This is a genomic window from Mycolicibacterium llatzerense (assembly GCF_025331195.1).
In the GTDB taxonomy this organism is placed as follows: Bacteria; Actinomycetota; Actinomycetes; order Mycobacteriales; family Mycobacteriaceae; genus Mycobacterium; species Mycobacterium llatzerense.
Window position 1 is genome coordinate 272281 of the sequence record NZ_LXOV01000012.1, and the last position, 18410, is coordinate 290690.

Here is an 18410-nt window from a genome sequence, read left to right on the forward strand (position 1 = left end):
GCTACCGGGGCCTGTTCGGTCTCAGAACTGCGACCAGGAAGTCGGAATCGTCGGTGAACGGCCGCACATCCCACGTGGACAGCAGCAGGTCGGGGGTGAGCCCGGCTTCGGTCAGGTCGGCGAAGAACTCGCTGAACGGGTAGTCGCGTCCGGCACCGAAACCGATCACCGCGCGGCCGTCGTCGGCCAGGTGGGCGCCAAGCCGGGAGAGCACCTGCACGCGGGTGCTCGGGGCGACGAACGTCATCACGTTGCCGGCCGACACGATGAGATCGAACGGCTCAGGGATGCCGCGGGCCGGCAGGTCGAGCTCGGCGAGGTCTCCCACCAGCCAGCGCGGCCCGGGGTGGTCCTCCTCGGCGGCCGCGATCAATGCGGGGTCGACGTCCACTCCGACCACATCGTGCCCAGCCGCGGCGAGGTAGCCGCCGATCCGGCCGGGTCCACAACCGGCGTCGAGAATGCGGGCGCCGCGAGAGGCCATCGCGTCGATCAGGCGGGCTTCGCCGACCAGGTCTTCACCGGCGCGGGCCAATGTCCGGAAGCGATCGATGTACCACTGCGAGTGCGCGGGATTCGCCTCGACCTTTTGCATCCAGAGGCTCTGTTCGATCATGCCTCGATTCTTCCACTCGTCGACTGTGAGCCCTATGCAGGGACATTTGGCCGCATAGGGCTCACAGTCACGCGGCGTCCAGCTCGGCCGGCACGGTCAGGCCCAGCAGCCGCAGCAGGTCGGCGACCTTCCCGTCCAGTTGCCTGCCCACCGCCGCGATCTGCGGGTCGCCGAAGCTGCCGAACCTGCTCGATGGTTGATCGATGCTGAAATGCACTGCGCCGTCGACATCCTCGTAGATGGCCGCGCGCATCGGTGCGTAGAGCATGATGCCGGGATCGCGGCGGAACATGGTTTCGGCGATCACGTTGTTGCCCACCATGTAGGTGACCGCGCGGGTCGGGTTGCCCGCCAGTGCCATCATCGGCGTCGGGTCGAACACCCAGAAGTTGACGAACGAATGCGGAGCGCGCGCTGCGGTGTAGCGCTGTACTGCAGCCAGGTCACCTGATTCGATCATTTCGGTGAGTTCGGCGAAATCGATTGTGGGTACCAGGGTTTCGAAACGCCGGCGCAGTCCGTCGAAGGTGTCATCGGTGTCGACAACGAAGCGGTTGACCTGATGCGGGATGGTCGTGGCCATGTCAGGCTCCGACCAGGATCGACTTGGACGCCGTAGGTGCGGCCGTCGAGAGCTTGCGCAACGACACGATGTGCAGCGCCGCGGCGAGTGGCACCAGAGTGGTCGGAATCAGCACGAGCGGCAGCAGGGCGATCTGCTCGGTCGACGGCGTCAACTGGAGAACGTGCGCAAGGCCTGGCGCCGCAGTGACGCCGAGCGCGGTCGCGACCACGAGGTCGAGCAGCCCCAGGATGTTGAACCACATCAGTCGTCGGCCGGCGTTCCCGTGCCGAAGATGGCGGGCCAGGTAGATCGCACCGAAACCGACTGCGATATCACCCAATCCGGCGGGCAGCGCGAATCCGGCAGGTAGTTCGCCCAGCGCCATCACGATCAGGAAAGCGGCCCCTTCGATCCGGAAGATCTGCGCGACGGTCAGCCACCACTGGGTGTCCGGCTGATCCAGGATTCGGGACGCGACCGGGGTCCTGGTCGCGAGCAGGACCGCCACGAGGGGTACGACCATGGCCAAGGCCAACCACGGTTCGATCTTCGCCGGGGCGAACCGATATACGTCGGCGTGGGCAAGCATCGAGCTCACCAAAATCCAAGTGGTCCATAGGGTTCCGAATATGGCGGCGATTCGGGTGGCCCGCCGCCTCCCTAGATTCGCGGCGATGGCGCCGCGGAACAACATTGCGCTGATTGTCGCGATCGTGCCGACCAACCCGGCCGACACAATCGCCCATGCATAGCTCATGGCATTCTCCCGATTCACTGATTTTGTCGAACACTTGGTTAGTTTCCGTACAGCATGTTCAATTGAAGGGAGAGGGCCGAAATTCCGTCAACAACCAATGGGGGCGAGATGTCCAGAACCGAACAAGAGCCGAAATCTGTTCGGAATTCGGGGAATCGTGGCGCGTCGGTCACCGATCGCCGGGTGCGGCGTACCCGGAAACTGCTCCACTCCGCCTTCCTGGAACTGGTCGTTGAGCAGGGCTACGACAAGACCACCATCCAGGACATCCTCGACCGCGCCGACGTCGGCCGATCGACCTTCTATGTGCATTTCCGTGACAAAGAAGCACTACTGACCGCGAGTTTCGACGACATGCGCGAACAACTCGGCGACGCGCTCGCCGCCATTCCGGCGTCCGATGCCGTCGACGTAACCTTGCCCGCGGCAATGCTTTTCGACCACGCGTACCGGCATCAGCAGATCTACCGCGCGCTGTGCGGCCGACATGGCGGCGACGTGGTTCAGCGCCATCTGCGCCACTTGATCGGCGACGTCCTTCGTAAGCATCTGCGACCCCAGCTCACCTCTGCGGAGCCCGCTGTGCCCGCTGAGGTGTCGGCGGAGTTCTACACCTCAGCCACGTTGGGTCTGCTGGCGTGGTGGATCGACCATGATTTCTGCAACGGCCCGCAGTGGCTGACGGCGACGTACCGCACGTTGGCCCTGCCTTCGCAGTGTCACCAACCGAACGGCGGATATCCCGTGAGATGAGCGGCGATGGCACGGGCGAGAATGGTGGGATGACGGACACTGCCCCGATGCCACCCTGCCCTGCGTGTGCCAGCGAGTACACCTACGAGTCCGGCGCGCTCTACGCGTGCCCGATGTGTGCCCACGAGTGGGCTGCCGGCGATAGCGGGGACTCCGATGCCGACAGTGGGCGAGTGGTGAAGGACGCGGTGGGCAATGTGCTCGCCGACGGCGACAGCGTCACGCTGGTGAAGAGCGTCAAGGTCTCGGGCGGCGGGGGCGGCGCCATCAAGGTCGGGACCAAGGTCCGCGGCATCACGCTCATCACGGACGGCGTCGGTGACCACGACATCGACGCCAACGTGCCGGGTTTCGGTCGCCTTCAGCTCAAGTCGAGCGTCGTCAAGAAGTCCTCCTGACGCTATTGCGCTGACAGTCTCCGCGCGATCTCGCCGTACCGCTCGAACCGGTCGGATCCGCCGAGGGCGTTGTACAGCACCACGCGCGTCGCGACGCCCGCATATTTGGCAATGAGCTTGTCCGCCAGCTCATCCCAGGTGGATTCGGTGGCGAAGGCCGCGATGTGGTCGTCGGTGATCCGCGCCATCATGCCGGCCATGTCGCCGGCCTTCTGCTTCTCGCGCAGGCGCGCGGTGGTGCCCTCGAAACCGGCCTCGTCCCAGATGAACGCATAGTTCGGGGTGCTGCCGTAGAAGCTCATGCTGGCGCGGACGAACTCGCGTTCGTTGTGCCGCTCCTCGTCGGTGTCGCCGACGATCGTCATGGCCGGGATGATCGTGTCGATGTCGGCGGGGGAGCGGCCCGCTTTCTCCGCTCCCGCAGCCACATTGGGCAGCACGTGGCGCGCGATGTAGCCCGGCTCGCCGAGTGGGTGAATGTGCACACCGTCCGCGACCTCGCCGGCCATGCGCAACATCCACGGATTCACCGCGGCGATGTCGACCTTGGGATCGGGTGCGTCGATGGGCCCCGGGCTCCATTGCGGCGTGATGAAGTCGAGGTCGTAGAAATCGCCGTGATGATCGAGCTTGCCCGTCCGGAACGCCGTGAAACAGGCTTTCACCGCGCGGACGTAGTCCCGCAACCGCGGGCCGGGCTGCTCGAAGGGCATCCCGTAGCGCCGCACCACGTGGGTGCGGACCTGGGTGCCGATGCCCAGCCGGAACTTGCCGCCCGTCGCTTCCTGCAGTTCCCACGCCGACGCCGCGGTGACGAACGGACTTCGTGGAAAAGCCACCGCGACACCGGTGGACAGCTCGAGTCCCGGAGCGGTCTGGGAGGCGACCGCGGCGCTGAGATATGCGGTCCGTCCGGTCTCGGTCAGCAGGAGGCCGGAGAATCCGGCGGCCTGTGCGCGACGGGCAAGCGCGCCCATCTGAGCCAATGGCTGCGGAACGGTCATCACGTCGACGTGCACGCTGGCAGCCTACGGCTGTGGCGCTTGACAACGGTGAGATACCCAGCATCGCAGGCAAAGTCGCCCCACTGCGCCACCCGAATGGCGGTGCAACGGGGCGTTGAACAAGCTGTGGCATTTGTCGGGGGCGCCGGGTATTATCGAACGTATGAGCGAACGCTTGGTGATGAGTGACCCGGACGTCGATGAGGCGGCGCTGCTGGGTCGTATCGCTGAGTTCGAGCGGGTGAAGGCGGCTCTGGTCGCGGGGAAGGCATTGATGACGGCTACACGGCGAGCGACTTCTCGGTCACTGGTTCGGCTCCGACGTGGACCGTGACGGTTCCGTCGTCCGGGAAGGCGCTGACGGGCGACGGCACTGGCCTGACTGGTGGCGATCTGACTGTCACCCCGGTCTAACCAAGCTCCCGCTGGGTGCGTGTGCTGGACACGTACCCAGCGGGCTCACCGATTCATCTCCAGCGCAACCAATTCCAGCAACTCAAGCAACGAGAGGTTCATCCAGCATGCCCGAAAACGAGGCCACGCCGATCGACCCCGCATGCCTCGATGCCGCACGTGAGCAGGCGAAGGATTTCGATTCGTTCCTGCGGCCGGTCCTGGTGCCAACCAAAGACGGCGGCTTCTTCGAGGTCGACCATCCGGGCATGCTCGATGACGATGCGTCTGAGGCTTACCAGGAGCTGCGCCACACCTTCAACCAGTGCGACCGAGTCACCCAGGACGTACCGGAGACGACCGTCACGCTGAAGGACGGCACGACCACAACCATGCAGGCGCACACTGTGACTGGGCGATTCGTAGATACGTATCAGGAGAACGGCGTGCGGATGACGCCGTCGTTCAACATTCAGATGGCCAAGATTCTGCTGGGCACTCCCGAGCGGTATGAGGAGTTCAAGAAAGCCGGCTGCACGTCGAACGCGCTGGCGATGGCGCTGGATATGCGGGCCGAGGAGATGCGGAAGCGTACCCGCGACGACTCGAAAAGTGCTGGCGGCCCTGTGGTTTCTAAAGCGGTGGCCGAAACAGATTGAGTCCGACCTCTGGGCTGACCGCACGATTCTGCGGGACTGGCACAGAGGGACGAGGGACGAGCATGGGCGGCTGATGGTCACCAGCCGAGAACTGTTGGTGCGGCTGGAGTATTTGCCCGATGACGGCGCTTTCAAGATGGCATTGCAGGGTCGCGAGGGTGACTGGTCGGAGTTGATGCAAGTCCTCGCGAAGATTCAAGAGGACCAAGCGCTGTATCACGCGTGGAAGTACGGCAAGGACACGGCTCAGACGTTCCTGTCGCCGAAGCAGCGGTGGGAAGCGTTCCAAGAGCAGGCGGAAAAAGACGATGCGCTGGAGTACGCGCTGAGCCTGGCCGACGAAGACGAGTGGTGAAAGGTGGTGTGAGCGTTGGGTATCAGCCTTCCGATTGGATCCCATCTCGATGATACGCAGGCGCGCCGTACCACTCGTCAGGCTGAGGACTACTTCTCAACTGCTGGTCGGCGGGCGGGGGACGAGTTCTCGCGCCAGGTGAACCAGGGCCTCGGCAAGGTTGATACCGATAAGTCGCGCGCTCAGGCTGCCCTGCTCGAGCGGGCGTACGACAAAGCGGCCGATGCCGCAGGAAACCTTCGTAGGGAAGAGGCGCGGCTAGAAGAGGTCAACGCCAAGGCTAATGCCACCAATGCGCAGAAGATCGCCGCCGCCGAACGATTCGAGAAGGCTAGGCGTGCTGAGGCGCGGGCGACCCGCGAAGCGGTGAACGCACTGCGTGAACATGAGAATGAAAGTCGCGCAGCAGCGTTCAGTCTCGACTCTCTGTCTACCGCCACCTCGGCCGCTGAACGGAACATGGCGAACCTATCCACGGCGGCGACCGGTGCGGGGTCGTCGATTGCGTCGTCGTTCAACCCGGCAGGCATCGCGGCTGTTGGCGCGGCGATTGTTGGTGCGGCGACCGTGGGAACGGTGGCTATCGGCGCCCTCGGTGGTGCTATCGCTGAACTGTCTGGCGTGCTGGGTACGTTGCCCGGTTTGGGTGTTGCGGGTGCGGCGGCAGTCGGGACGCTCACTCTCGCAACACCCAAACCGGGCAACGTACCCAGCACGCCAGACAGTTCAGCGATAGCACCACCGAGGGCGCCGATAGCCACCGTTCCCACGGTCGCCGCACCAACAATCGCCGCGCCAACAGCCGCGATGCCAGCCGGGTTCTTCTTTGACGTAATTGCAGTGCTCGCACAGGCCTTGACCGTTGTGCACGCTGGTGGGCCCATCGTGGTGGTGCGGCGTGACGTGATCGGTGTGCCGGATGCGGGCGTTGCAGTACGGGGTCCGGCAGATCTGATCCCGCAGCGCGATGAACCGCGCCAGTCCCTTCGGGAAGGTCCGCGCCTTCGATTCCATCGCGACCAACTTGTTGGTACCCGGCTGGGCATACAGCCGCCGCACCACCACGATGGGCCCACCAGCGTGCACAACGGTCAAGGCCTGTGCGAGCACTGCAATTACGTCAAAGAAGAACCCGGCTGGCACGCGGCTACCACCTATGACAGACACGGTCGCCACACCGTAAAGCTGACGACTCCGACCGGCGCCGTCTATACCTCGACCGCACCACCCGGGCCCGAAGGGCTACGCATCTTCACGCGCGATGTGTACATCGCGCGGATCAACCCCGCGGCCTAATGACACGTTCGTGACCGCCGCTCGCGCTGCCGTACTAGCGTCAGGGACCGGCGGTTCACATCTGAGGGGGTAAGCGTAATGCGGGTCCTGGTTACCGGAGGTACCGGATTTGTCGGCGGTTGGAGCGCGAAAGCCATTGCAGACAAGGGACATTCGGTCCGTTTTCTGGTGCGCAACGCGGCCCGGCTGCAGACGAGCGTGGCCAAGCTGGGTGTCGATGTCTCTGATCACGTGGTCGGTGACATCACCGACCGTGACTCGGTGCTGCGTGCGCTGGACGGCTGCGACGCCGTCCTGCACGCGGCGGCGCTGGTCGCCACCGACCCGAACCAGACGGCGCAGATGCTGAGTACCAACATGGACGGTGCGCGCAACGTGCTGGGCGGCGCCGTCGAACTGGGCCTGGACCCGATCATCCACGTGTCGAGCATTACCGCGTTGTTCAACCCCGACGTCGACAAGCTGGAGGCCGACCTGCCGGTGTTCGGCGGCACCGACGGCTATGGACGGTCGAAGGCGCAGGTCGAGATCTATGCCCGCGGGATGCAGGACGCCGGCGCACCCGTGAACATCACCTACCCCGGCATGGTCATGGGCCCGCCGGTCGGCAACCAGTTCGGTGAGGCCGGCGAGGGCGTGGCCCAAGCACTTCAACTCGGGGCGATTCCCGGTCGGAGCGCGGCGTGGACGGTGGTCGACGGTCGCGACCTGGCCGACCTGCACGCTGCCTTGTTGGAGCCGGGCAAGGGTCCCCGCCGCTACATGGCCGGCGGCCACCGCATCCCGGTGGATGAGCTGGCGCGGCTGTTGACCGAGGTCGGCGACAAGACCATGCTGTCCGTGCCGGTCCCCGACACCGTCCTGCGGATGGCCGGCCAGGTGCTCGACCGGCTGGGGCCGTTCCTGCCGTTCCAGACACCGTTCACCGAAGCCGGCATGCAGTACTACACGCAGATGCCGGCATCGGACGACACACCGAGCGAACGCGATCTCGGTGTCACCTACCGTGATCCGCGAATCACCTTGGCCGATACCGTCGCCGGCCTTCGCAACCTCGACCGCTGAGGCGAAAGATGTCTGCGGTCAAGCAATTTCAAGTCACGTTCGACTGCGCGGTACCCGAGCGCGTCGCGCGGTTCTGGTGCGATGTGCTCGGCTACGTCGTGCCGCCGCCACCCCCGGGGTTCGCGTCGTGGGCCGATTTCGACCGGTCACTGCCACCCGAACACCAGGGCTCGAAGTTCGCCTGCGTCGATCCCACAGGTGTCGGTCCGCGCCTGTTCTTCCAGCGGGTGCCCGAAGGCAAGGTAGTGAAGAACCGGGTTCACCTGGACGTACGTGTGTGCCCCGGATCGATCGGGGCAGAGCGTCTCGCGGCGCTCGAGGCTGAGTGCGAGCGGCTGGTCGCGCTCGGTGCGGTCCGGGTGCGGTTGCTTCCCGCTGACGACATCAACGAGTCGTGCATCGTCATGCAGGACGTGGAGGGCAACGAGTTCTGCCTCGACTGACCGCGGTCGCTCATTCAGCGATTGCCAGGAACTGCTGATAGCTTGCGGGCCGTGTCCGTGCTGAACCGAAGAGCCTTCTTGGCCGGCCTCGGGGCAGCCATCACCATTCCGCCTGTCGTGGCGACCATCGAGGTGGCGCGTACGGCGCTGGCCACCGCATTGACTGCGCCCCACACTGCCGCTGCCTCGGCGCCGCACGCGCCGGAGTTGCTGGGTGCACCCGGCGCGGCCCAACCACCGCTGCTGCCTCCGCCACCGGCCGCCGCCCGCGTCGCGTTGCCCGGCAACGGCGTCCTGAGCGTTCTTCCCGGCCAAGGAGATCTGCTCGCCCTCACCGTCGACGACGGTGTCGACAGCAACGTCGTGCGGCTGTACACGCAGTTCGCGAAGGACACCGGCATCAGGCTGACGTTCTTCGTCAACGGCACCTATCGGTCCTGGACCGACAACGCACCCTTGTTGCGGCCGCTCGTCGAATCAGGCCAGATCCAGCTGGGCAACCACACCTGGTCGCATCCAGACCTCACCACGCAGTCGCCGGCACAGATCGTCGACCAGATCCAGCGCAACCATGCGTTCCTGTCCAACACGTTCGGGGTCGACGCGCGGCCGTATCTGCGGCCGCCCTACGGCCGGCACAACGCCGCCGTGCGGGCGGTGGCTGCCGACCTCGGCTACACCCTCACCACCATGTGGACGGGTTCCTTGGCCGACTCGACGGTCATCACCGAGGACTACATCGTGAAGATGGCCGACACACATTTCCGGCCGCAGAACATCGTCCTCGGCCATCTCAACCATGCTCCGGTGACGCACGTCTTCGATCGCCTGGCCGACGTCGTCCGTAGCCGCAACCTCCGTACGGTCACGTTCGACGACGTCTTTCTCCCCAGCCACTCGACGCATTAGCTGCGCCGGCCGGTTCAAGGGCGTACATGTTGTGGGACCGGAATGTGACGACGAAGAAGGGTGCCAAGGTGAGGCAACGGTTAGCGATCGGTGCGGCGGGCACAGCGGTGGTCATCGGGTTCGTCGGTGTCGGCTGCACCGGTGAGAAACCGTTCACCGGGACGACGAGCCCGGGCGACAGTTCGGTGAGTAGCTCGACCAGCAGCACCGCCAAGACCACGTCGTCGTCGACGTCCAGCGCGGCGGCTTCACCCGGCGAATCCGCCACCGGCAATCCGCCGCCAGGTCAGGCCGAGGTGACCGTTGACGGTGTACGACAGAACATCACCGGCAACGTGGTCTGTACCAACGCGGTCGGCAACTTCAATATCGCGATCGGCCAAAAGGTTTCGGGGGTGGCGGTGGTATTGACGCCGGACGCCAAGACCGTGCATTCGGTGATCCTCGGCAACGTCAATGGCGTCATCCTCGGCTATCAGCAGGGCATGTCCGGTGGCGAGGCCACGGCGTCCAAAAACGGAGATACGTACATCATCAGCGGTAGCGCCACCGGGGTGACGGCAGCGCTACCGCCCGTGATGGTGACCAAGCCCTTCGAGGTCCGGGTCACCTGCAAATGAGAGTCAGGCCGCTATCTGGGTGACGTTGAGGTGCTTGTGCGGCTCGGGGCGCGGTCGCGCCATCATCGAGTGGGACCTGCCGTAGGCGAAGTAGAGGACCACGCCGATCGCCATCCAGATCAGGAATCGCAACCAGGTCTCGACCTCGAGGTTGAGCATCAGCCACAGGCATGACAGCGCAGCCAGGATCGGGACCACCGGCACGAGGGGCACGCGGAAGCCGCGCTTGAGATCGGGGCGGGTCCGGCGCAGGACAGGAATGCCGATCGCAACGAGGATGAATGCGACGAGCGTGCCGATGTTGACCATGCCGGCGAGAGTGCCGAAGTCGACGAACGCCGCGAGCACCGCGCAGACGACGCCCACGATGACCGTCAGCCGCACGGGGGTGCCGTGCTTGCCGGTGTGTGCGAGGCGGCGGGGGAGCAGACCGTCGCGGGACATCGCGAACAGGACGCGGGTCTGGCCGAGGAACATCACCATGACGACGGTCGACAGGCCGGCCAGCGCGCCGATGGAGATGATGTTCTTGGTCCACGTCGCGCCGTGGATGGCGAACGCGGTTGCCAGGGTGGCATTTTCGCCCTGCAGTTGCTTGTACGACACCATGCCGGTGAGGACGAACGACACTGCGACGTAGCAGACGGTGACGATGGCCAGCGCGCCGAAGATGCCGCGGGGTACGTCGCGCTGCGGGTTGCGGGTTTCTTCCGCGGCGGTGGCGACCACGTCGAAGCCGATGAAGGCGAAGAACGCGATGCTGGCCGCTGTCAGCAGGCCCAGCCAGCCGAAGCTGGTGCCGCCAGTTCCGGTGAGCCAGGCCAACATCGACTGGTGCACACCGTCGGCCTTCGCCGACGGCTCTGCCGCCGGGATGAAGGGGGTGAGGTTCGACGCCTTGAAGTAGGTGGCACCGACGACGAGGATCAGCACGATCACCGCGAGCTTGATCGCCACGGCGACGGCAGACACCCGAGACGACAGTTTGGTTCCGGTGGCCAGCAGGACGCCGACGATCGCGATGATCACCAGTGCACCCCAGTCGAACTTGATGGACCCGAGATGCACGACGGGCGACACCGCGCCGCCGAGTACCTCACCGAGATACTGCGACCAGCCTTTGGCGACAACGGCTACCGCGAGCGCGAATTCGAGAATCAGGTCCCAGCCGATGATCCATGCGACGAGCTCACCGAAGGTGGCGTAGGCGTAGGTGTAGGCGCTGCCGGCGACGGGCACAGTCGAGGCGAACTCGGCGTAGCACAGTGCGGTGAGCCCGCACGTGATCGCCGCGATGACGAAGGCGACCGAAACGGCCGGCCCTGCCATGTTGCCCGCGGTCTGAGCGGTAAGGGTGAAGATGCCGGCGCCGATGACGACGGCAACGCCGAAAACAGTGAGATCCCTTGCCGTCAGGTCTTTGCGGAGCTTCGAGTCGGGTTCATCGGTGTCCCGGATCGACTGCTCGACTGACTTGGTGCGGAAAAGCCCGCCGCCGGCGCCCATCAGATGGCCCCGTCGAGCCGCTGTTCGGCGAACAGGTTTGCGGCGGCACCGATGCTGATGCCCGCTTCGCGCGCGGTGGCGATGATGTCGCGGCACCGGTCGAAGATGCGGGTCACGTCGGCTTCGACGGCCGCGCGGTCCGTGCTGTGCAATTCACCGGCGACCTGGATGAGGCCGCCGGCGTTGGCCACGAAGTCAGGTACCCAGGTGATGCCGCGACGGCCGAGCAGCAGCTCGACGTCCGGTGTCGCGAGCTGGTTGTTCGCGGCACCGCAGACCAGCTTCGCCTCGATGGTTTCAGCGCTCATAGGCGTCAGAGTAGCCCCGAGGGCACAGGGAGCATAGACATCGACCGGGGCGTCGGCAACCGAATTGAGGACGCGCACAGACGGGTGGTCGTTCGAGACGCGCTGCAGCGCCGCGTCGTTCATATCGGTGGCGTACACGTCGGCTCCGTCGGCAAGCAGCAGTGCGATGAGTTCGCGGCCCACCTTGCCCACGCCTTCGACGCCGACGGTCCGGCCGGCCAACGTCGGTGCACCCCAAACTGATTCGGCGCCCGCGCGCATGGCGTTGAACACGCCCAGCGCGGTCAGGCGGGCGCTGTCGCCGGAGCCGCCGGCCGCGGCGCTGCGGCCGGTGACGTGCTGGGTGTACTTGCCCATGACGTCCAGGTCGTCGGTGTTGGTGCCGACGTCACCGGCGGTGACGTACCGTCCGCCCAGGGTGTTGACGTAGCGCGCGAACGCGGCGAAGAGCGCTTCGCTCTTGTCGCTGGTGGGGTCGCCGATGATGACGGACTTGCCGCCGCCCAGGTTCACCCCGGCCGCTGCGGCTTTGTACGACATACCCCACGACAGCCGCAGAACGTCCTCGAGCGCCTCGAATTCGTCGGCGTACGGGTACATGCGGCAGCCACCGAGTGCCGGACCCAGTGCCGTCGAGTGGATGGCGATGATGGCCTTGAGGCCGGACTCGGCGTCTTCACAGAACACGACCTGCTCGTGGCTACGCGAGCTCAGCCTGTGCGAGCGATCGAAGACTCCGGCAGGGGTGGACACCGATGAGGTGGACACAGAAGTCACTGCTACTTCCTTTCTGGTACCGCATGTTTGGCGGCATGGGGTGACACTGCCGCGGAGCGGCATGGATTGCACTGCTGCATGTTCGGCGGCAGGACAGATGTGGAGAGGTGGGCGCTCAGGCCGTGATGCCGAGGTCTCGCAGGCGCGCCCAGTACAGCTCGACGTTGCCGAGCTTGACCTCCTCGTAGCCCCGCACGATGTCGGGCAACCCGGCGGCTTCGACGGCCGTCGCGTAGGTGGCGGTGGTCAGCTCGGCGGCGAGCCGGAGCACCATGTCCGTGTAGTGAGACAGCAACTGCCGCTCCACTTTCCGGACGTGGGCGTAGCCAAACGGATCGAGCTTGGTGCCGCGCAACACCTTGGCCTTGGCGAGCAGCTTCAGTGCCACATGCGATTTCGGCCCGAAACCGACCTTCTTCGCGCGGCCCATCGCCCGCAGGGCGGGCGGATGCAACCGATAGGTGAGGTTCTCGCCGCCGGGCACCTGCGCCTGCACGTCGGCGAGGAAGGCCGGGTCAACCAACAGCCGCGCGACCTCGTACTCGTCCTTGTAGGCGGTGACCTTGTGCAGCCCGCGCGCGACGGCCTCGCTGAACGCGGTGTTCTCGGTGATGGTGCGCTCCGACTGCCAGACGGCCTGGACCGTGTCGACGTAGCGCCGGGCAACTTTCGCGTTCTGGTAGCGCACCAGCTCGCCGGCCCGCAGCTCGACCAGCCGGCGAACCTCGCCGTCGAAGGTGGTGCTGGCCAACAGTTCCGGGCTCGTGACCGCCGGCACCGCCTTCGGCCGTGCTGCGTCGACCGCGGCGGCGAACGCTGCCGGATCGGCGACCGCGACACGGCCCCAGCGGAAGGCCGCGACATTGGCGGCGACCGCGACACCATTGATGCCGATGGCCTCTTCGATGCTGGCCTCGGGCAGTCGCAGGCCACCGCTCTGGAAGGCGGCGCCGACGACGAGGAAGTTGGCCGCGGCAGTGTTGCCGAACAAGGCCTCGGCAGCGGCGAGTGCGTCGAAGTGGGTCAGCGTTCGCGTGGTCACCGTGAGCCGCTCCAGCAGTGACCGGGTCTGCGGATACGCGACGGACTTGTCGTACACCATGTCACCGGTCGGGGTCTGGCTCGTCGAGGCAACGGCGATGGTGCGTTCGGCACTGCCGTAGGCCAGGTTCCGGTTGTCGGTCGCAGTCAGCAGGTCGACCGCGATGATGCAATCGGCGCTGCCGGAGGTGAGCCGGTTGGACGGCTCCAGCGCGGTGGTCGAGAACCGCAGGTGCGACACCACCGGTCCGGCCTTCTGGCTCAGGCCGATCTGGTCGAGGCTCTCCACCTCGTAGCCCGCGCGCAGGGCGGCGGTGGCGAGGACCTGGTTGACCGTGACGATCCCGGTGCCACCGATGCCGGCCAGCAGGACGTTCTGGGTGCCGGTGGGGGCGCCGAGGCCCGGATCCGTGACCCGCGGCGGCTCTGCCGTCTTAGGCCGGGATGCCTTGCGACCCTTCTTCTCTAGGGTCAGTTCAACCGTCACGAACGACGGGCAGTCGCCATCGAGGCACGTGTAGTCGGTGTTGCACGACGTCTGGTCGATGCGCGTCTTGCGTCCGAACTCGGTGTCGACCGGCTGTACCGACAGGCAGTTCGATTTGGTGCCGCAGTCACCGCAGCCTTCGCACACGGCCTCGTTGATCACCACGCGCGTGTTGCGGGTGGGTAGCGTGCCGCGCTTGCGCTGACGGCGCGCGTCGGCAGCGCAATGCTGGTCGTAGATGAGTACGGTGACGCCCGGGATCTCGCGCAGCACCTTCTGTGCTTCGTCGAGTCGGTCGCGGTGCCACAGCAGCGTGCCCTTGGCGAGTGCCTTCTTGTTGTGCCGCTTGGGTTCATCGGCGCAGATGATGATCTGCTTGACGCCTTCGGTGGTCAGTTTGTGGGTGAGCCCCGCGACGCCGAGGCCGCCTTCGACGTCCTGGGCGCCGGTCATGGCGACGACTTCGTTGTAGAGCAGCTTGTAGGTGATGTTGACGCCGGCGGCGATGCAGGCCTGCACCGCGAGCTGTCCGGAGTGGAAGAAGGTGCCGTCGCCGACGTTCTGGAACAGGTGCGGCACATCGGTGAACGGAGCCTGCCCGATCCACTGGCTGCCCTCGCCGCCCATCTGTGTCAGGCCGACCACGGCGCTGTCGCTGCGGCCCGACATGGTGACCAGGGTGTGGCAACCGATGCCGCCGCCGCCGATCGAGCCCTCGGGGATCGCGGTGGAGCGGTTGTGCGGGCAGCCGCTGCAGAAGTACGCGGTTCGCTTGGCGGACACCACTTCCAGCGACAGGGCGGGCGGCGGCGTGCGCTTCAGCTCGACGTGATCACGCAGTACCCGGCGCAGCGGGGCGAGCACACGGGCGGCGGTCAGCTCGCCACCGAGCGGGAACAGTGGTGCCCCGGCGGCATCGTGCTTGCCGATGATCTGTGGGGCGTCGGCGGTGCCGTACAGGATTTCGCGGACCTGGGTTTCGATGAACGCTGTCTTGTCCTCGACGACGATCACCTGCTCGAGGCCGCGGGCGAACTCTGTGACCGACTGCTGGCCCACTGGATACGGCATTCCGATGCGCAGCAAGCGGATTCCCGCACGGTGCAGTGCCGCGTCGTCGACACCGAGGTCGAGCAGTGCCTGACGGACGGCGTCGAAGGTGGTGCCGGTGGCCGCGATGCCGACCTTCGCGCGGACGGGGTCCACCTCGAGTACATCGAGGGCGTTGACGTCACCGAAGGCGCGGACGGTCGCCCAGCGCGGGCCGTAGAGGTCGGCCTCGGCGAGCAGGCTGTCGGCGGGTGCGGCCATCGGACGCTGGCGATAGGTGAACGGCTTTCCGTCCCAGAGGATTTCGGGTGTGATGATCGCGAGATCGGCCACGTCGGCGTCGACGGTCCAGGCGCCGTCAGCGACGTCGGCGACGATCTTCATCGCCACGACGCAGCCCGAGGCCCGCGACAACGCGACGCCCTGCATGCCCATGGTGATGATCTCTTCGGCGTTGCGCGGGAACAGAACCGGGATGCCGAGGGCCGCGAGGGACCGCTCACTGACGGCGGGCACGGTCGACGACTTGGATGCCGGATCGTCGCCGACCAGCAGCAGGACTCCGCCGCGGGGGTTGACGCCGTACATGTTGGCGTGACGCAGTGCGTCGGTGGCGCGGTCGACGCCCGGCCCCTTGCCGTACCAGACGCCGATGACGCCGTCGTGGGTCGCTTTTCCGGCGGGGAGGTCGGTCTGGCTGCCCCAGACCGCGGTGGCGGCGAGTTCCTCGTTGAAGCCGGGGGTGAAGACGACGTCGTGCTCGGTCAGCACACTCGGCATGCCCAACAGCATCTTGTCGACACCGCCGAGGGGGCTGCCCTGGTAGCCGGAAACGAAGGTCGCGACGCGGCGGCCGGCGCGGAGGTCGCGGACGTGCTGCTCGACCATCATCCGGGCGATCGCCTGCACTCCGGTGAGCAGGACGGGGCCGGCGCCGGAGCGGTAGCGGTCGTCGAGGTCGTAGGGCGCGGCGGGTTCCACCGCGGTGAATTCGGATCGGGACAGAACGCTGGTCACTGACAACCTCCACACTTGTCACAACTCAGATCGTGAGCTGCAAAGCGAGAACTAAATGCAATCGGTGCAGCGAAATGTGCTCCGATATGCGTTCTGCGTCAACAGTGGGCGGAAATGTTGATCAAACTGCTCAATTGTGACGTGGCGCACTGTGACGCACGCATCATTTTGCTCGACGCCCCGTCACGTACTGCACAAGGGGAAGCGATCGGTATTCGACCGGAGTCGCCATCGCCAGCATCGTCTCGGAGTGCTTGACCCCGTCGATCCGGTGCACCCGTTGGATCACGCTGAGCAGTTCTTCCTGCGTCTGCGCCGCGATCCGGACCAGCAGATCCGCCCGCCCGGTCGTGGCGTGGACCTCCAGCACATGCGGCACATCCCGCAACGCCTCGATGATCGCGTCCATCTTGGTCTGGTCCGTCTCGACGAAGACCAGGGCGTGCACGGCGAAGCCGAGCTCGGACAGATTGATGTTCGGCGGGTAGCCGCGGACCAGGCCGGACTCCTCGAGCCGCTTCATCCGCGCTTGCACGGTGTTGCGGGCGACCTTCAGCCGCGATGCCAGCTCAAGGATCGGGGTGCGCGGGTCGGTCGCCAGCGCCGACAGCAGCGCCGAATCGAGTGCGTCGATCTTGATGGCCATGCGGCATCTTCCCACGGCGAACTCCGCGGTTTACCCCGATTCGGCGACGGTCACCTGCGCTTCGCACCGGACGTCGAAGTTGACGGAATTGGCGATGAAACACAGGTGATGGGCCCGCTCGTGGACATCAGCGAGAGCGTCGCGGTGCAGGCCGTCAGCGATCTCGACGACAGGCCGCAACACCACCTCGGTGAAATACCCACCACCGTCCGGGGTTTGGGCCATCGTGCCTGACGGGTGGTCCGTGTAGCCGGTGACGACGATGCCCTCCTGCGAACACAGGGCCAGGACCCACAGCATGTGACACTGCGACAAGGAGGCCACGAGAAGTTCCTCGGGGTTCCAGCGTTGCGGATCGCCGCGGAAGGCGGGGTCAGCGGTACCGGTGATGGTGGGCTTGCCGTCGGCGCTGACGTCGTGCGCGCGGTCGTACTCGCGGTAACCGGAGGTTCCCGTACCGGTGTTGCCGGTCCACGTTACGTCTAGCTCGTAGTGGTGCGTCTTCGCCATGGCGGGGAACCTCTTTCGTCGCTGCGGTCACGTGCCTCAGTTCTAGCGCACGGACCGTACGTCAGTGCTGATGACTTCCGCTGTCACCCTTCGCCTTGGGGGTCGATCCGTCATGGCCGGCCGCGCCGTCGCGACTGGTGTGGTCATCGCTCTTCGCCGTGCGCTTGGCCTTTGTGGCGGCCGCGCTCGCCGGAGCGGCCTGCGCGTCGGTGGCATCCGTCGCCTTGTCCGCTGCGGACGCCTTCGGCTTGGTCGGTGCGGCAGTCGATTTCGGTGCCGTGCCGGTGTCGGCACCTCGCTTGACCGCGGATTTGCGATCCGAGACCGGCGAATCTTCGCGCTTCTCTGTGGATTTTGGTCCATTCGAAGCGTGCTTGCTCGAGACGTCGGCCTGCGTTCCCGATTGCGGCTGATCACCATCGTCGGCAGCCTTTCGCGGCGCGGCCGTGGAGGTTTTCACACCGGTCAGGGCAGGAGTGACGGCGGCAGCGATCGTCTTCGTGGCGGCCTGCGACGCGGCAGAGGTTGACGTGGCGGCGGTCGCTGTTGCGCTCGAAGAGGCCGGCCGCGGAGCGTGCGCGAGGACGTTCGCCAACGTCTGGACCGATGACACGACGTTTCCGACCGCCGTCAGCGGGTTCTGCCCGCTGAGTACCGTGCCCAGGCCTGTGGTCGACAGAGTGGCAACGGCGTAATAAACGCCGACTGCTGCCTGCGCCACCCGGACCACATAAATCACCGGGGTCAGTGGTGCGAGGTGGGGCGCGAGGCTAGCAGTGACGGTCTGCGTCGCACTCGCGGCAGCCGAACCTACCGCCCCGATCCCACCGACCAACTGCTGAACCTGCGGCGACGACGAGGCGCCGGGAAATGCCGTGACCGCGCCGACCAGATTCTGCAGGTGGGTCGCGGTCGACGTGACCTTCTGCACGGCCTCGTATTTGCCGGTGCTGGGATCAACTTGCGCACTCAGCACCAGCAAAGGGAAGTCCGGTGTCTGCCAATAGATTACGTCGGTCGCGACGGCTTGGGCGGCACCTCCGACGTTGCCGAGGTACTGAATCGGATTGAAAGCGGCATCGAACGCTGCGGCCGTGAGTGCGTACCGGTACTCGGCGCTGCGCACCGGTGTCGCGTGCGCAGGCGGGACAACGGGAGCGACAGTGGCGACCACGACGACAGCCGAGCACAGCACCGACACCGTCGTTACCTGGGACTTGACCCCCATACGAATA

The 18410-nt window shown here is 65.9% G+C and carries 20 protein-coding genes and 1 pseudogene; 10 read left to right on the forward strand and 11 right to left on the reverse strand.

Features of this window, described 5'->3' with window-relative positions; translation table 11 throughout:
* Window position 1 precedes the first annotated feature (1 nt).
* From A7G45_RS16215 to A7G45_RS16225, 3 genes are all read right to left on the reverse strand, one after another.
* Window positions 2-616, reverse strand: coding sequence for a class I SAM-dependent methyltransferase (locus A7G45_RS16215; protein WP_260938574.1), 615 nt, complete (start codon window positions 614-616; stop codon window positions 2-4).
* 67 nt (window positions 617-683) lie between these two features.
* Complete coding sequence (locus A7G45_RS16220; RefSeq protein ID WP_260938575.1) at window positions 684-1199, reverse strand: DUF302 domain-containing protein; 516 nt, start codon at window positions 1197-1199, stop codon at window positions 684-686.
* Window position 1200: 1 nt separating this feature from the next.
* Window positions 1201-1704, reverse strand: coding sequence for a DUF8737 domain-containing protein (locus tag A7G45_RS16225; RefSeq protein WP_260938576.1), 504 nt, complete (start codon window positions 1702-1704; stop codon window positions 1201-1203).
* Here A7G45_RS16225 and A7G45_RS16230 point away from each other — a divergent pair.
* The 3 genes from A7G45_RS16230 (at window position 1703) to A7G45_RS16240 (ending at window position 3089) form a co-directional block, all read left to right on the forward strand.
* Window positions 1703-1933, forward strand: coding sequence for a hypothetical protein (locus tag A7G45_RS16230; protein WP_260938577.1), 231 nt, complete (start codon window positions 1703-1705; stop codon window positions 1931-1933). The two genes, A7G45_RS16225 and A7G45_RS16230, sit on opposite strands and share 2 nt — an antisense overlap.
* 113 nt (window positions 1934-2046) lie before the next feature.
* Window positions 2047-2691, forward strand: a complete 645-nt coding sequence (locus tag A7G45_RS16235) for a TetR/AcrR family transcriptional regulator (protein WP_260938578.1) — start codon at window positions 2047-2049, stop codon at window positions 2689-2691.
* Between the two features lie 29 nt (window positions 2692-2720).
* Window positions 2721-3089, forward strand: coding sequence for a zinc ribbon domain-containing protein YjdM (locus A7G45_RS16240; RefSeq protein WP_043987072.1), 369 nt, complete (start codon window positions 2721-2723; stop codon window positions 3087-3089).
* Window positions 3090-3091: 2 nt separating this feature from the next.
* On the opposite strand, the gene A7G45_RS16245 is transcribed toward A7G45_RS16240, so the two are convergent.
* On the reverse strand, window positions 3092-4108 hold the full coding sequence (locus tag A7G45_RS16245; RefSeq protein WP_260938579.1) for a TIGR03617 family F420-dependent LLM class oxidoreductase: 1017 nt from the start codon (window positions 4106-4108) through the stop codon (window positions 3092-3094).
* A 148-nt stretch (window positions 4109-4256) separates the two neighbouring features.
* Between A7G45_RS16245 and A7G45_RS16250 the strand changes: the two genes are divergently transcribed.
* The 3 genes from A7G45_RS16250 (at window position 4257) to A7G45_RS16260 (ending at window position 5500) form a co-directional block, all read left to right on the forward strand.
* A complete protein-coding gene (locus tag A7G45_RS16250) occupies window positions 4257-4427 on the forward strand; it encodes a hypothetical protein (RefSeq protein WP_260938580.1) in 171 nt (56 codons plus the stop codon).
* 187 nt (window positions 4428-4614) lie between these two features.
* Window positions 4615-5145: a hypothetical protein gene (locus A7G45_RS16255; protein WP_260938581.1), complete on the forward strand. Its 531-nt coding sequence runs from the start codon at window positions 4615-4617 to the stop codon at window positions 5143-5145.
* A gap of 73 nt (window positions 5146-5218) precedes the next feature.
* Entirely contained in the window at window positions 5219-5500 is a 282-nt protein-coding gene (locus tag A7G45_RS16260) for a hypothetical protein (RefSeq protein ID WP_260932105.1), read from the forward strand.
* 810 nt (window positions 5501-6310) lie between these two features.
* On the opposite strand, the pseudogene A7G45_RS32725 reads toward A7G45_RS16260, so the two are convergent.
* Window positions 6311-6559, reverse strand: a pseudogene (locus A7G45_RS32725) (HNH endonuclease); the annotation flags it as partial.
* Between the two features lie 315 nt (window positions 6560-6874).
* Here A7G45_RS32725 and A7G45_RS16270 point away from each other — a divergent pair.
* Genes A7G45_RS16270 through A7G45_RS16285 form a run of 4 tightly spaced genes read left to right on the forward strand, consistent with a single transcriptional unit; the run spans window position 6875 to window position 9833 of the window.
* Window positions 6875-7861, forward strand: coding sequence for an NAD-dependent epimerase/dehydratase family protein (locus tag A7G45_RS16270; RefSeq protein ID WP_043397805.1), 987 nt, complete (start codon window positions 6875-6877; stop codon window positions 7859-7861).
* Window positions 7862-7869: 8 nt separating this feature from the next.
* Entirely contained in the window at window positions 7870-8304 is a 435-nt protein-coding gene (locus tag A7G45_RS16275) for a VOC family protein (RefSeq protein ID WP_260938584.1), read from the forward strand.
* A gap of 60 nt (window positions 8305-8364) precedes the next feature.
* A complete protein-coding gene (locus A7G45_RS16280) occupies window positions 8365-9213 on the forward strand; it encodes a polysaccharide deacetylase family protein (RefSeq protein ID WP_276555321.1) in 849 nt (282 codons plus the stop codon).
* Between the two features lie 44 nt (window positions 9214-9257).
* Window positions 9258-9833: a lipoprotein LpqH gene (locus A7G45_RS16285; protein ID WP_260938586.1), complete on the forward strand. Its 576-nt coding sequence runs from the start codon at window positions 9258-9260 to the stop codon at window positions 9831-9833.
* Between the two features lie 3 nt (window positions 9834-9836).
* Here A7G45_RS16285 and A7G45_RS16290 read toward each other — a convergent pair whose 3' ends face one another.
* The 6 genes from A7G45_RS16290 to A7G45_RS16315 all read right to left on the reverse strand — a co-directional run bounded on the left by A7G45_RS16290 (window position 9837) and on the right by A7G45_RS16315 (window position 18403).
* Window positions 9837-11339 (reverse strand): amino acid permease, encoded by a 1503-nt coding sequence (locus A7G45_RS16290; protein WP_043397809.1) that lies wholly within the window; start codon window positions 11337-11339, stop codon window positions 9837-9839.
* On the reverse strand, window positions 11339-12424 hold the full coding sequence (locus A7G45_RS16295; protein ID WP_260938587.1) for a Glu/Leu/Phe/Val dehydrogenase dimerization domain-containing protein: 1086 nt from the start codon (window positions 12422-12424) through the stop codon (window positions 11339-11341). The genes A7G45_RS16290 and A7G45_RS16295 overlap by 1 nt, the downstream gene beginning before the upstream one ends.
* Before the next feature lie 115 nt (window positions 12425-12539).
* Entirely contained in the window at window positions 12540-16019 is a 3480-nt protein-coding gene (locus tag A7G45_RS16300) for an indolepyruvate ferredoxin oxidoreductase family protein (RefSeq protein ID WP_260938588.1), read from the reverse strand.
* 163 nt (window positions 16020-16182) lie between these two features.
* Window positions 16183-16665: an Lrp/AsnC family transcriptional regulator gene (locus tag A7G45_RS16305; RefSeq protein WP_043397814.1), complete on the reverse strand. Its 483-nt coding sequence runs from the start codon at window positions 16663-16665 to the stop codon at window positions 16183-16185.
* Window positions 16666-16695: 30 nt separating this feature from the next.
* Window positions 16696-17175: an OsmC family protein gene (locus tag A7G45_RS16310; RefSeq protein WP_043397815.1), complete on the reverse strand. Its 480-nt coding sequence runs from the start codon at window positions 17173-17175 to the stop codon at window positions 16696-16698.
* Between the two features lie 61 nt (window positions 17176-17236).
* Window positions 17237-18403, reverse strand: coding sequence for a hypothetical protein (locus tag A7G45_RS16315; RefSeq protein WP_260938589.1), 1167 nt, complete (start codon window positions 18401-18403; stop codon window positions 17237-17239).
* Between the last annotated feature and the right edge of the window lie 7 nt (window positions 18404-18410).

Coding starts and splice junctions, on each gene's coding strand:
- A7G45_RS16220 (WP_260938575.1), bottom strand. CDS start 1,199: ATGGCCACGACCATCCCGCATCAGGTCAACCGCTTCGTTGTCGACACC.
- A7G45_RS16230 (WP_260938577.1), top strand. CDS start 1,703: ATGGCCAAGGCCAACCACGGTTCGATCTTCGCCGGGGCGAACCGATAT.
- A7G45_RS16260 (WP_260932105.1), top strand. CDS start 5,219: ATGGTCACCAGCCGAGAACTGTTGGTGCGGCTGGAGTATTTGCCCGAT.
- A7G45_RS16270 (WP_043397805.1), top strand. CDS start 6,875: ATGCGGGTCCTGGTTACCGGAGGTACCGGATTTGTCGGCGGTTGGAGC.
- A7G45_RS16305 (WP_043397814.1), bottom strand. CDS start 16,665: ATGGCCATCAAGATCGACGCACTCGATTCGGCGCTGCTGTCGGCGCTG.
- A7G45_RS16215 (WP_260938574.1), bottom strand. CDS start 616: ATGATCGAACAGAGCCTCTGGATGCAAAAGGTCGAGGCGAATCCCGCG.
- A7G45_RS16290 (WP_043397809.1), bottom strand. CDS start 11,339: ATGGGCGCCGGCGGCGGGCTTTTCCGCACCAAGTCAGTCGAGCAGTCG.
- A7G45_RS16235 (WP_260938578.1), top strand. CDS start 2,047: ATGTCCAGAACCGAACAAGAGCCGAAATCTGTTCGGAATTCGGGGAAT.
- A7G45_RS16310 (WP_043397815.1), bottom strand. CDS start 17,175: ATGGCGAAGACGCACCACTACGAGCTAGACGTAACGTGGACCGGCAAC.
- A7G45_RS16250 (WP_260938580.1), top strand. CDS start 4,257: ATGAGCGAACGCTTGGTGATGAGTGACCCGGACGTCGATGAGGCGGCG.
- A7G45_RS16240 (WP_043987072.1), top strand. CDS start 2,721: ATGACGGACACTGCCCCGATGCCACCCTGCCCTGCGTGTGCCAGCGAG.
- A7G45_RS16315 (WP_260938589.1), bottom strand. CDS start 18,403: ATGGGGGTCAAGTCCCAGGTAACGACGGTGTCGGTGCTGTGCTCGGCT.
- A7G45_RS16225 (WP_260938576.1), bottom strand. CDS start 1,704: ATGGTCGTACCCCTCGTGGCGGTCCTGCTCGCGACCAGGACCCCGGTC.
- A7G45_RS16275 (WP_260938584.1), top strand. CDS start 7,870: ATGTCTGCGGTCAAGCAATTTCAAGTCACGTTCGACTGCGCGGTACCC.
- A7G45_RS16255 (WP_260938581.1), top strand. CDS start 4,615: ATGCCCGAAAACGAGGCCACGCCGATCGACCCCGCATGCCTCGATGCC.